This window comes from Peribacillus sp. FSL M8-0224, from assembly GCF_038003055.1.
Classification (GTDB): domain Bacteria; phylum Bacillota; class Bacilli; order Bacillales; family DSM-1321; genus Peribacillus; species Peribacillus frigoritolerans.
In genome coordinates, this window is record NZ_JBBOOJ010000001.1 from 2,266,079 (window position 1) to 2,279,133 (window position 13,055).

Sequence of the window (13,055 nt, forward strand, 5' to 3'; positions counted from 1 at the left end):
TTTACCTTTCTTCAGTTGTCATTAAAGCGTTCATAATGCTCTGGCATGATGCTAAAGAAATCTCTTTTATAAAAGAGGTTGTGAAGGAATGTTCTTAAAGTAACGGTGCAGTTCAGTGTAATAATGCAGTTACGCAACCAGCGCGCATTTGATTGAACCAGTTATATAAACATAATCAATTCCTCTCTCAACATGAAAGAATCCTCCAACAGAATGCTGGAGGATTCTTAAGATTATTATTTAAATTTATCCGGAAACTGCTTTATAACTCCCGCAGAGATAGTATCTGCCATTAAGATTATATGTGTGACCCCTTCGTCAATTGCAATGATTCTAGCGTTCCATTCTTTTGCTAAGCTTGCAGTTAAATCATTTGTCACAAATTTCAGATGCATATACAGCAAATTTTTTAGATCCTCATTTTTTAAATAGGGGTTGGCACCGCTAAGGAAAGCTGCTATTTCATCAGCATTTCTATACCATTCTTTGTTTAGCTGTTTCACCAAGGCATCATTTCCGCTTTTAGCCGCATCTACAATCTTTCCCGCAATTACAATATGCTCCTTAAGCAGATCCGTAAGTTTGTTACCAGCTTTCTCTCCGTATACTGGCTTTACAGCATTACCAATATCCTCCTGATTCTTTAGAAGTCTAGCCAGTACCTGTGTTTGATCCTCCGCTCCAGCGGTGGTTGCACTTGTTATATAATTACTTGTCCATAATACATGATCAATCCAAAGTCTCCTGAATTCATTTTCGAAGTTTACCTCAGATTGGCTAATACGTTGTTCCTGTGGCTTAGCGTATGCGCTAGTTGTTCCGGCCACCATGTTTAGAGGAAATAATAAAATAAATCCCATCAACAATAATTTTTTCATAAAACCATCTCCTTCCAAAGTTAAAAAGTTCCTTTTTATTATTGATATATGCGAATTTTATATGCATAAAATTGCTTGTACTTACCATGTTTATATTAAATTGGAATTAGATGGACTCACATCGTCCAATGTAAGCTGTTTTGTATAAAATCAGGTCATCAATCATGATTAATACACAGACACAGCTACGTCGCATTGGTGCTTTAAATAGGATGAATTAATGTTTAAATTACTTGAAAATTCAGGAATGAGACGCAAAGAATTAGTGAATTTAATATGGGAGCAAGTTAATAGAGAAAGTAGAAAATAAGAACGCCTCCTCCCCCTTCATCACATTGTCTTACCAAAACTATTAAGCATTCTTTTAGAGCAGCAAAAATTAAATGTTTTTAATATATCAGCAGGACTTATGCTCCAGCATGTGTGCAGTGCTCCAAGCAATGATAATTAAATATCAATTTGCAAGTTGCAATCAGAAAGTCTCCCATTTCCCTTAGTCAAAAGGCTTGATTACAGGGGTTTCTTCTGTAAGGGCCAGATTAACAAGAACATAGGCATTCAAATGATTACTATCTGTATAGTGAAGCTACTACTATAAACAGACCACCCTCCTGAACGATTAGCTGTTCATTAATTAAGTCTTACAGTATCTTGTAATTGGAATCAGAAAGAGAAAAATAAATTTTTCTTTGGTGTACATAATATAGGGAATAACCAATGATAGTAAAAGTGTTATGAAAAGGGTGAACAAATGGAAAGAAATAACGCGATTGACTTTATTAAATTTTTTGCCATATTTTCTGTTGTAGTCATTCATGTATTCCCTAGGGATAGCCAAATTGGTCTATTTATTCTCGATAACCTCTCAAGGTTTGCGGTGCCATTCTTCTTTACTGCATCTGGTTATTTGTTCGGTCAAAAGATGATCCATAAAAGGGATTCCTTTGATTATTTTAAAAGGTATATTATAAAAATCTTGAAACTGTATTTGTGCTGGCTCTTCTTTTATATGATGTATGATGTTCTAATTCTTTATAAAGATGCTGCCGATGTACCAAAGGAATTTGCGCAATACATTAATCATTTTTCTTTTCTTGACCTTTTATATTACGGAACTGGGACTAGCGGATACCAATTGTGGTTTTTAACCGCATTAATTTGGAGTGTTATCATTCTATTCGGTTTTTTTAAGTTAAAAAAAGCAAGGCTTCTTTTACCCCTTAGCTTAATATTCAACTTGTTAGGTCTTTTCGGACAATCGTATTCGGTGTTCTATGATCTTCCTCTGAGTACACGGGATGCTTTATTCATTGGTCTTTTTTATATAACTTTGGGATTCTTCTTTGCGGATGATAAATTCTTTAAAAAGTCGGGAGCAATAACAGCCAAAACCAATTTATCTTTAATTTTTATCTTCTTTACTATCCAAGTGGTAGAAGGATACTTATTAGAAAAGATATTATCGGGAAGTCATGGGGAGTATTTTATTTCTACTATCTTTTTAACTGCATTTCTTTTTTTATTTGCATTAAATAATAAAACATTGGGGAAGGATTTGTTCATTACTAAAGTAGGAGGAAGAGCCCTGGGTATATACATTGTTCATGTAGTCTTCATCGATATTTTTGATTTAATTATATCGGCACTAAGAATGGATCATATATCTGACAATCTTTTCTTAAAACTATTTGAGACACTCCTTATAATTACGATATCGTACATTTCTTATGACCTGCTTCAATATTTCAAAAGGCGTTTAAGCGAATTGGTAAAAATCAGTTAGTGGAAGGTTAAAACCCTTACTTAGTGCTGGGATTTATAGATAACAAAAAAACCCCAGCTGGGAGCATAGGATTTTTTTTTAATTACATATAAATTAAAGCTTGGTCTCCACCGGATGAACTATCGGTTCCTCTATACTGTCGCCAGCATGTTTTTTTGACCAGTAAGTCGCGAGAATTGGTCCCGATATGTTGTGCCATGCAGCAGCCAGGACGCTTGGAAGTGCTGCCAGCGGGCCGAAATGTGCAGTAGCAAGCGCAACACCTAACCCAGAGTTCTGCATGCCCACTTCAATCGAAATCGCTCTTCTATTGACTTCATCAAGTCCAAGCACTTTTGCTGCTAAGTAACCAAAAAGTAACCCAAATCCGTTATGAAGCATCACGGCAGTAAAAATAAGGAACCCGGAAGCAGCAATGCTAGCTGCGTTGCCTGAGACTACTGCGCTTACAATAGTTATGATGGCTGCTACCGAAATAAGTGGTAAAACAGTCAAGCTTTTTTCAACTGCTACTGGGAAAAACCGCTTAATGGCCAATCCTAAAACAATCGGAAGAAGGATGACTTGTACAATGGACTTAAACATATCAAAAAAATCAACCGGCATCCATTGTCCTGCCAGCAAAAGCAGAAGCAGTGGTGTCATGATTGGAGCCAGTAAAGTTGAAACCGAAGTCATAGCTATCGATAAAGGTACATTCCCTTTTGCAAGATATACCATCACGTTAGAGGCTGTTCCGCCTGGTACACAACCAAGCAATACCAGACCTGCAGCTAATTCGGCTGGCAAATTCATGAGTTTAGCAAGAAGGAATGCTACAGATGGCATAATGATAAACTGGGCGCAAACTCCAATTATCACGGGCAGTGGTTTAGTAATGATGATTTTAAAATCAACTGCTTTCAAAGTGAGCCCCATTCCAAACATGACAACGCCAAGCAATATTGTAATGAATCCCCCCAATCCCAAAAATGGCTCAGGAAAAATAAAAGCAATGACGGATATTAAGATAACCCAAACAGCAAAATATTTTCCTGCTACTGCGCTTAATGCTTCTAATACTTTCATTCCATCACACTCTTTCTAGCATTAATATTTTATTGGGATTTAATAAATTATTTGGATCAAGGGCTAATTTGATTTTTTCCATCACAAACAGTGAGTTCCAATGTTCTTTTTCCTGATATTTTTGTTTACCGACCCCAACACCATGTTCGCCAGTACATGTTCCCTTACGTTCTAGGGCATACAGGACAATTTGTTCATTTAGCTGTTCAGCTCTTTTAATCTCTTCTTGATTATTGTTATCAATCATTAAAAGTACGTGATAGTTCCCGTCGCCTACATGGCCGACGATCCCACCGGTAAGGCCAAGGAAATCAATAGCTTCCCTTGCGTGGTGAATGGCACCGGACAGCTCTGAAATCGGAAGGCAGACATCAGTCACCATTAGTTTTTTCCCAGGATTGCCATGAATATAAGCATAGGCAAGATTATGGCGAGCTTCCCATAGGCGGTTCCTGGCAGCATTATCTGTTTCAAATTCAATATCGAAACAATTATGTTCAGCTACTATTTCCTTAGTGAACTCTATGTCTTGCTTCAACCCGGCTTCATTGCCATGAAACTCCAAAAATAGTGTAGGCGCTTCGTTATAGCTTGTATCACTATAAAGGTTAACCTGCTTCATTGAGGGTTCATCGACAAGTTCCACCCTTGCTATTGGAACACCTGACTGCAAAATGGATACAACAGCTTCCACCGCATGGGTCAATGTCGGAAATGATGCTCTTGCCGCCATAACGTGCTCAGGAATTCCGTAAACTCTTAACGTCAATTCCGTAAAGCAGCCAAGCGTTCCCTCTGATCCAACAAAAAGGCCGTTTAGATGGTAGCCTGATGACGATTTAGCGGCCAAATTGCCAGTATGTATAATCGAACCATCTGCAAGTACCACTTCAAGATCACGGACTTGATCACGCATCACACCATATTTAACTGATGTCGTTCCACTGGCATTTGTTGCCGCCATTCCGCCAAGAGTAGCATCAGCTCCCGGGTCAACGGAAAAAAACAAACCGTATTTTTTCAATTCTTTGTTTAGTTGCGAACGCGTTACGCCAGGCTGAACTTTTACGAGAAAATCGTTTTCACGCACTTCCAGGATTTTATTCATTAGTGAAAAATCAATTGTTATGCCATGGTTGTATGGTATGACATGTCCCTCGAGGCTTGATCCCAACCCAAAAGGAACCATCGGGATTTTGTACTTATTTGCCAATTTCACAACTTCACTTACTTGCTGTGCTGTTTCCGGAAATACAACAATATCAGGAAGACTTACAGCATGATAGGATTCATCTCTGGCATGCAATTCTCTTACTGTCTGGTTTTCCGTTACTTGACTTTCCGAAAGGATTTGCTTTAAATCGTTGATTAAATTTACACTAGCCGCTTCCATTCTATTCTCCTTCTTTCTGCTATAGCATCCGTTTTTGTCATATCAAAAACTTTGGTCGTACCTATACCAATATTTAGTTTCTTCTTCTATTCTTCAACTGAGTATCAAGAGATGGTTTCCCCCTCCTTAAATGGCTTTATATGATACCGCTTCCATTTATCGGAAAATTGGTCTAACCAATTTTCATTATACTAAATTTTTTGACTTTTTCAACAATTATCCGTTTTATACTTTTCTCCATAAAAATATGCTTTATTCTCAATATTTATAGTTAATTTTCCATCCTTATAACAAAAACCCAAATGACCTTTAATAGCCATGTGAACGTAATTTGACTGAATCTAGACCATAATATTTTTACAATATTGGTCTAACCAATTAAAATATCAGATTTTTTGAACAGTTATTTATTTAAATTTTATAATTGGGGATTATCCCCTTGCTTCATAAATGAATGCTTGTTAGAATGATTTCACTAATAGTCGTACCAGTAAGTTGTTAGGGTTGTCATGGAAGGATGGGAAGAAAGTAATGGATTCAATACCAGTTAAATCTCCCAAAGTGTACGAAGTCATCTTCAATCAAATTAAGGAATCTTTTATTAACGGTGAATTGAAACCTGGAGATAAATTACCGCCTGAACGCGAATTATCCAACCTTTTTAAAGTGAGTCGAACATCAATCAGGGAAGCCCTTCGAGTATTGGAGATAAACGGAGTCATTGAGATTAGACCAGGTGATGGAACATTTATCAGACAATCGGATGTTAAATCACTGATTGAACAGCTATCCACCTCAATCATCAAATCTGAGGAAAACATGGTCTATGAAATGCTTGAAGTCCGTCGAGTAATTGAAACGGAGTGTGCTTTTCTTGCTGCGCAGAGAGCAAACTCTCTTGATTTACAAAATATCCTTAAAGCTCTAGAAGAAATGGCACGCTCGGAACATGATGAAGAATTAGGCTTGCGAGCAGATCTGCTTTTTCACCATAGTATTGCACAAGCCACAAATAATTCCATATATGCTGGATTGGTTCATACTTTAAGTGACCAAATGAAAAATACGATTCGTGCCACCAGACGGCATCGTTTCGCAAAACCAGGTCATTTTCAAGAAACGCTTCAAGAACATAAAGAAATCTACTATTCCATCGCATTAAAGGACGCGGACAAAGCCAAGCAACTAATGAATGCCCATATCATTCGCATTAGAGAGCAGATGGCTGCGGCTACACTTGAAAGCATTGGAGAAGATGCAAAAATTGCTGCTTATCCAAATAAAAATGACCAGCCTCACAATGCTGTAGGTGAAAAATAAAGTTCCGCTTGCAATATGATTAACCCAATATGGAACTACACCTCTAAAATTATCAATTTAGTGATTTTTTAACCTTGGCCTATTAATTGACACTACTTTGCCCAATAAAAAAAGCGCCTTTCTCAGAGGGCGCTAAGTTGGTTAATTATAGTTAAAAAATTGATCCCCTATATAAGTAAATGTTGGCTTTATCCTTTTGACATAGTGAAGGAATCAATGTTACATACTTTTAGAGCATTATCAATCAATGAAAGCTGTTCATTAATCATTGATAAGTAGGAAATATGATAGTCATTAATTTGTTCCTTTAACTCCAACAGCAGCGTTTTGTCCCTTAATATAAGGTAAATCTCGTCTGGATGTAACATATCACTTCTCCTTTTAATCAAGATATTACCTTTTACCCAAATTATTACAATCATTAACTTATAAGTGGATGTTTTGTACTATATTTCACAAGGGATTGCTCAGTAATAGTTCCTTCTTATAGTAAAGATCCGTTAGTTGAAGAGCACGACGATCATTATATAGATAAAAAAGGCTGTCGTATAGTAGTATTAAACGTCGAATATGCCCCCTTATTACCTTATTGTGTTAGACTTAAAAGATAAAACCATATATTTTCTTGGGTTTAATTGACTTTTCTTAGTCACACTTGCATAAGCAAAGGAGTGAAGGAAATGGAGAAAATCAGCGTTTTTTTGGATGACTATCGGAAAGCACCCGATGGCTATGTGTTAGTCGAGACTATTGACGAATGTTTAGAGCTATTGCAAAACTTTGATATTGAACATCTCTCATTGGACCATGATTTATTAAATAAAACCAGGAATGGTTCTATGCTTGTTCAAATGATGGTGAAAGAAAAACTATTTGCTAATCGCATTACTATTCACTCTGCCAATTCAGTTGGCGGTAAAGCGATGTACAACTGTTTAAAGCAAGCACAACGGAATTTAACTATGCCCCCTGCCATTATCGTATCTTTACGACCATTGCCCCTCAAATTCTTCCCGTCAAAGGTTCTGCAACATTATATAGATATACGGTAACCCTTTCTCAATCTTAATTACATGTCACCCATTCTTTTTACATTAGACCGTAGGTTAGATAAATAGTAAATCGAAAGGGCAACTTTAATCTGAGTTGCTCTTTTTGTATTTCTGCTTTGTTTAAGAGATCGAATATCATTCATTGCACACTTTGCGATCATCCACATGTGAACAACTTGATCATCGAATTACTTTTTCTTTCTGGCTGCGTATATCTATACCCCAACTCCCATAGCATTGTACCGCCAAGCAGAAGTTCATACCGGGTACACATAAAGATTCGACACATATGAGATATGTAATTTTAAAGTTACTATCCTCCCCCTGCCCTATCGCCTAATTAATTTTGGTGGTTTCTTAAGACATATCTAGCCACCCAGATCTTTCAATTTTCTGTGGTGATTTTTCCTTCTTTGAGGCTTTGTCATCCGTTGTAAAAGGTAAACAGTTATCTTTTGTGCTTTTTTGCCATTACTGCCTCCTGATTAAACAATAAATTTAATTGGAGCTGTTTATAGCGCAACGAAAGCAGCTGTAAATATGATTAGTGAAACGTTACGTCAAGAGGAGGCCGTGGCTGGAAGTATTGTTCGGGTGTCGATTGTTTCTCCAGGAGCTATCACAACAGAATTAACTCAAACTATTGCTGATACAGACTTAAAAGGTCCGTTCGAAGAATTATACGATGCTTTTGCGATTAGTCCTGCCCGTATAGCGGAAACGATTCTAGATGTTACCGTTAATGAGTTTATTGTAAGACCATCTCGACAACAGCCTTAATCGATAAAAGTTTTGAATAAATTGCAGGTCAATAAAATAGATCACACCCTGATTGAAAGCGGACAAGGGGTGATCTATTTTAGTCTTAAAGCCAATTGCTATTTAATATTCCCATTCTGTATTCATTGAATTAATTCATGATTTCACTTCATTGAAAAATTGCGGCAGGTCTTCTTTATGCGCTTCGAGCATTTCATCCAGCATTTTTTTGGCGATGGTGTCTGATGGTACCAAAGGGTTTATCGTCATCGCTACCAAAGCTTTATGATAATCTCCTGTGACAGCCGCTTCAGCAGCTATTCTTTCAAATGATTTAATTTGCTGGACCAACCCCCGGACTGCTACAGGCAGGTCGCCTATGGCGATTGGTCTTGGCCCTTCTTTGGTGATCACACAGTTAATTTCAATTGCTGATTCATCTGGAATACTCGCTATCGCTCCGTTATTACGTGTATTGACTGGCTGAATATCCCGCTTATCATTGTAAATCGAATTGATGAGACTGCAGGCCGCTTCGCTGTAATACGCTCCACCGCGCTTTTCTAGTTGAGTCGGTTTAACATTCAATCAGGATCCCTATACAATTCAAATAGGTCTTTTTCCAGTTGTTGAACTACCTCAGCCCTCGTCCCATTTGTTGCTGAGGATTCCTTTTCTTCGGCAAGCGATACAAAAAAAGCAATTCACATGCAGTGTAATTGCTTTTTTAAAGAAGTGTATGGATATACTCATGTTAATTAAGCTTTCGTTAATATTCGAGCTATCCCCTTACAGGGTAGACTATGGTTTAATCGCCAAGTAAAAATAAACTACTGCAGATTTTCCCCGGTTTACAATGACCTTACTTGTTTTTTACGATGGATAGTATCGTAATGGTGCTTATAATGCAGAGTGTGCCGAGCCACTCGGCAAAACCGAACGTTACATTCAACCAGAAAACGGATATTAAGGTTGCGGATAATGGCTCAACGGAAGCCAATAAACTTACCTCTGAAGCAGATATGAATTTTGTACTTTCCAAATAAAAATAAAAAGCAATGATCGTACCGAAAATGATGATGAATAAAACCGCTGAAAATGAAGATAACGTCCATTTGCCTTCAAATGCCCATGGGGGGTGGATCATGCTAAAGCATATGCCCCCAATCAACATGCCCCAACCCACAACAATCATTGAACCCCATCTTGAAAGGAGTTTAAAAGGCTGCAATGTATAGAATGCCAAGGCAAAGGCTGATGTTACTCCCCAAAATACTGCCCACCCGGAAATGGAGAGTGTACGGATGCTTCCTCCCGTCACAAGCAAAAAAGTGCCTAAAATCGCTATGATCACAGCTACGCTCACCGTAATGCTTGGAAAACGTTTGGAACGAATGGCTAAATAACAAGTGATCAGTGCCGGGGCCAAGTATTGAAGGACAGTGGCAGTGGCTGCGTTGCCATGTTCAATTGCTGCAAAATATGTGTATTGAACAGCGAGCATTCCCAGGATGGCAAAAAGGATAATTTGAAGTGCATCATTTTTAGTTTTCCAAATCTCAAAAACTTTCAACCTTTCATTCTTATAAGCGAACCCCAATAAGATGATTCCAGAAAGCAACAAGCGTACCACAGTAAGCCACTCAGGACTGAAACCTTGCTGCTGAAATAGATATTGAGCTGCCGTTCCTGACACTCCCCATAACGCAGCGCCAGTCAGTACCAGTGCAATCCCTTTATTTCTTGAAGGTGATATAGCAACTAAAGTATCATTATTCATTTTTTTCTTCCCCACTTATTACACGTTCCGTATGGGCTTGAATTCTAAAGTAACTTTCTTTCCAATTCTTTTCTATCTCCTTAAGCACCATAGTGAGACTTCCACCCCTAATTGCCTGTATGATTTGATCATGCTCATCAACGGAAAAGTGAACATCACTTACCTGATTGAAATAAAACAGTTCCATTCGTATAAGTTTTTGTTTGAGTCCCGATAGAATCCGCTTCAACTCGTCATTTGTTGAAAGATTGATGTAAATGGAATGAAAGTCATTATCTTTCTGGACGGCCACTATTTGATTTCCCTCGTCGATTGCGTTTTTCACTTCATGATTGATGGCTTCCATCTCCATTAAGTGTCTTTCTTCAATGAAATCAAAAGCCTGTTCCATAGCCAGCTTTTCCAGTGTCCAAACAAGGGAATATATGTTTAATACCCCTTCGAATCGAATAGGTGAAACAATAGTTGAACGGCTCGGTTTGGTCTCGACAAATCCCTCATCCTCAAGCCTTAAAAGTGCTTCTCTAATAGGGGTTCTGCTTACTCCCAATTGTTCCGCTAATTCTTTGTCGCGTAATTGTTGACCTGGCGTCAGGATCCCCTGGACAATCCAATCCCGCAATATCATGTAGGCTTCTTCACGTACAGACGTACGTTTAATTTTTTGTGAATAATTTGAATGCTTCAACGGCTATAACTCCTTAAAATACAGATATATAATATGCAATATATCACATATTGCATACCGTTGGAAGAAATTAGAGAAAATTTTAATCTGGGTCCTTTAATAAAACATCAAGCATCTTTTCACATAATAAAAGGGAATCCTTCCATAGTAAAAACACTTCTTTACGATGATGAAAGTAATCCTTTTACCATGAGTCCTCGTGCTTTAGATTTACAACGATTCACTGATTAAAAATAAAGTTCTATTTTTTGTATACCATTGTATGTATTTTAAAATTCTTAGTACACTAGATTGAGACTAACGGCATGTGTAGTTTATCGCTTTCGTAATTAACAAATATTGGATATTTCTTGTGAATGAACTGGATACTTCTTCACTTTACTGATTATTTTCAAGTGAAATTTGTGTTTCTAAAAAAATGTCTTGAAAATATCTTGGTGCTTACCGCATTCATTACATGAATATTCTATTTCCAATGCATCTTCAGTTACTGTATGAACTGTCTCTTTTTTACAAGTTTCACAAAATCTCTTTTCGGATATTTCTTTCATTTATCATTCACACTCCGTTTTTTCATCATTTTTTGTAGCCTTACTATTATTTTGCGAATATCCAACAGAAAAAATACCTTTTTCCTGAAGGGCCAGAGAAAAAGGTACTAAAATTGTTAATTTAACTTTGGATTCCAATACATCAAAGCTGCATGAAACGGATATTCGTATTCGAAAACTCCTTCTTTTTCCACGACATATTTATTTAGGATCGTTTTTACTTCATCATAGGAAAAATGTTCATCAAGAATTTTTGTTGTATTATCTCGGATCACTTCTTCATAGGTGGAATAGATTTTTTTACTTTTCAATTTAACGATCTTACAGTCCGCCAGTATTCCAAGTTGATACAAAACATTCAAGATGTGTATGTAATCCCGTCTTCTTAAATTAATCATATATCCTCGTTGCTTCAATTCCATATAATGAGGTTTTTCTGGTCCGGTTGTCATACCTACTATCGCTAAACGAGCTGCAGAATCATTCATTTTTAATAAGGTATGACCGATTTCACTCATTCGGTAATAACAATTAAAACCAAATACTACATCATATTTGACTTTTTTGTTATCACTTTCCCACTTATCATGAATTAACTCCATGTTTTCGAAACCTTTTTCGTTTGCCTGGGATTCCAAAAAGCTGATAATGCTTTTGGAACTATCTATACAAGTTAGCTTCCTGACTTCTTTTGCAATATCAAATGTATAATTGCCCCATCCAGGGCCGATTTCCAATACATGATCATCCTGTTTTAATAATGCCAATAACTCTTGCTGCACAATTTTTGCATAAGGGTCCGCTTTATGTTGTTTTTTCGCTGCAACCTTGGAAGCCCAAAAAGCTTCTTCTGCAGCATCATCTTTTAGCCTGTTAGGTATCTTCCCTGTATGATCTGTCATTGCCTGTTTCCAAAGTTCAATATAATCTGTCATCTTGTCTCCCCTGAATTCGTATGTAGTTATCGGTTTTCAAAATAAAGCAAACAGCCAAATACTTCCTCTTTTAAATATATTAGCATACCATAGCTAAAACTTTGTTTTACACATAAGAAAAAGGAGCAAAAACTTTGCTCCTGTATCCATATTGCGTATTTTTCTATATACTTTTATCTTTTGGATAAAGCTGACCACGTATTTTCAAGCCATTTATCAAAGTCTGCTCCTTTTTCACCCTCATATGTATCATATATATCCATTCTCATCTTCTGGAGTTTGTCTTTGAATTCGTGATATGTGTGATTTTCAGGTAAACTCTTCTTGATCCTCACTAAGATTTTGGTCAAACCTTTGATTAACTCGCCCTTTTTCCTTGCTGGCAATTGCACATCTTCGCCTAAACTTTTCAATTGACGGTATGCTGCCTCTTGAACTTTATATACAGAATCATTATTCATGATATGTGTGAGAATGTCGATTACTTGTTTATTTTTTGCTTGACCTAATTCTTCGATTGCATCTAAACGTTCTCTCCAATTAGATTTTCGATTGGCAGATTTTTTTAATTCCTCATAGTTGGCAGGTAACTCGATACCCTTTGTTTCCTTGTTATTCAAATGAATCATTTCTCCTTCTGTCTTAGTGATCCGGATATCAAACATGTAATCCGATATGATAATCCCATTACCAAAATGGCTTATTCCATTCTTTATTATACCCTTTTCCATATTTTAATATAGTTAAATTTATCTGCCGTATCGTCAATCACCCGGGTTCCGGGGACGAGATGCTTTGTTTGTCTTCAATTTACCTGCGCCTATCAACTTCAACTTTAAAAGGCATAA

At 37.1% G+C, this 13,055-nt stretch carries 12 protein-coding genes and 1 pseudogene; 4 read left to right on the plus strand and 9 right to left on the minus strand.

Going from position 1 to position 13,055, the window contains the following annotated elements:
• Window positions 1-236: 236 nt before the first annotated feature.
• Window positions 237-878 carry a glycosyltransferase gene (locus MKX49_RS10935; protein ID WP_340876458.1) on the minus strand — a complete coding sequence of 214 codons (642 nt, stop codon included), beginning with the start codon at window positions 876-878 and terminating at the stop codon, window positions 237-239.
• Between the two features lie 751 nt (window positions 879-1,629).
• Here MKX49_RS10935 and MKX49_RS10940 point away from each other — a divergent pair.
• Window positions 1,630-2,661 (plus strand): acyltransferase, encoded by a 1,032-nt coding sequence (locus MKX49_RS10940; RefSeq protein ID WP_340876459.1) that lies wholly within the window; start codon window positions 1,630-1,632, stop codon window positions 2,659-2,661.
• A 93-nt stretch (window positions 2,662-2,754) separates the two neighbouring features.
• Here MKX49_RS10940 and MKX49_RS10945 read toward each other — a convergent pair whose 3' ends face one another.
• Both MKX49_RS10945 and MKX49_RS10950 read right to left on the minus strand, forming a co-directional pair.
• Window positions 2,755-3,729: a bile acid:sodium symporter family protein gene (locus MKX49_RS10945; RefSeq protein ID WP_323596864.1), complete on the minus strand. Its 975-nt coding sequence runs from the start codon at window positions 3,727-3,729 to the stop codon at window positions 2,755-2,757.
• 4 nt (window positions 3,730-3,733) lie between these two features.
• On the minus strand, window positions 3,734-5,122 hold the full coding sequence (locus tag MKX49_RS10950) for an FAD-binding oxidoreductase (protein WP_340876460.1): 1,389 nt from the start codon (window positions 5,120-5,122) through the stop codon (window positions 3,734-3,736).
• Window positions 5,123-5,653: 531 nt separating this feature from the next.
• Here MKX49_RS10950 and MKX49_RS10955 point away from each other — a divergent pair.
• Window positions 5,654-6,442: a FadR/GntR family transcriptional regulator gene (locus MKX49_RS10955; RefSeq protein ID WP_340876462.1), complete on the plus strand. Its 789-nt coding sequence runs from the start codon at window positions 5,654-5,656 to the stop codon at window positions 6,440-6,442.
• 188 nt (window positions 6,443-6,630) lie between these two features.
• Here MKX49_RS10955 and MKX49_RS10960 read toward each other — a convergent pair whose 3' ends face one another.
• Window positions 6,631-6,810 (minus strand): hypothetical protein, encoded by a 180-nt coding sequence (locus MKX49_RS10960; protein WP_034306717.1) that lies wholly within the window; start codon window positions 6,808-6,810, stop codon window positions 6,631-6,633.
• 312 nt (window positions 6,811-7,122) lie between these two features.
• On the opposite strand from MKX49_RS10960, the gene MKX49_RS10965 reads away from it, so the two are divergent.
• Together MKX49_RS10965 and MKX49_RS10970 are read left to right on the plus strand one after the other, a co-directional pair.
• The gene (locus MKX49_RS10965) at window positions 7,123-7,494 is read left to right on the plus strand and encodes a cyclic-phosphate processing receiver domain-containing protein (RefSeq protein ID WP_034306719.1); all 372 of its coding nucleotides are present in this window, start codon (window positions 7,123-7,125) and stop codon (window positions 7,492-7,494) included.
• 501 nt (window positions 7,495-7,995) lie between these two features.
• On the plus strand, window positions 7,996-8,274 hold the full coding sequence (locus MKX49_RS10970; protein ID WP_323597394.1) for an SDR family oxidoreductase: 279 nt from the start codon (window positions 7,996-7,998) through the stop codon (window positions 8,272-8,274).
• 135 nt (window positions 8,275-8,409) lie between these two features.
• On the opposite strand, the pseudogene MKX49_RS10975 reads toward MKX49_RS10970, so the two are convergent.
• From MKX49_RS10975 to MKX49_RS10995, 5 genes and pseudogenes are all read right to left on the minus strand, one after another.
• Window positions 8,410-8,939, minus strand: a pseudogene (locus tag MKX49_RS10975) (family 4 glycosyl hydrolase); the annotation flags it as partial.
• A 176-nt stretch (window positions 8,940-9,115) separates the two neighbouring features.
• Window positions 9,116-10,033, minus strand: a complete 918-nt coding sequence (locus MKX49_RS10980) for a DMT family transporter (RefSeq protein WP_340876464.1) — start codon at window positions 10,031-10,033, stop codon at window positions 9,116-9,118.
• Window positions 10,026-10,721, minus strand: coding sequence for a GntR family transcriptional regulator (locus MKX49_RS10985; protein ID WP_323596875.1), 696 nt, complete (start codon window positions 10,719-10,721; stop codon window positions 10,026-10,028). Before MKX49_RS10985 ends, MKX49_RS10980 begins: the two co-directional genes overlap by 8 nt.
• Before the next feature lie 667 nt (window positions 10,722-11,388).
• Window positions 11,389-12,207: a methyltransferase domain-containing protein gene (locus MKX49_RS10990; protein ID WP_340876466.1), complete on the minus strand. Its 819-nt coding sequence runs from the start codon at window positions 12,205-12,207 to the stop codon at window positions 11,389-11,391.
• A 173-nt stretch (window positions 12,208-12,380) separates the two neighbouring features.
• Window positions 12,381-12,836 (minus strand): HEAT repeat domain-containing protein, encoded by a 456-nt coding sequence (locus MKX49_RS10995; RefSeq protein WP_063594967.1) that lies wholly within the window; start codon window positions 12,834-12,836, stop codon window positions 12,381-12,383.
• Between the last annotated feature and the right edge of the window lie 219 nt (window positions 12,837-13,055).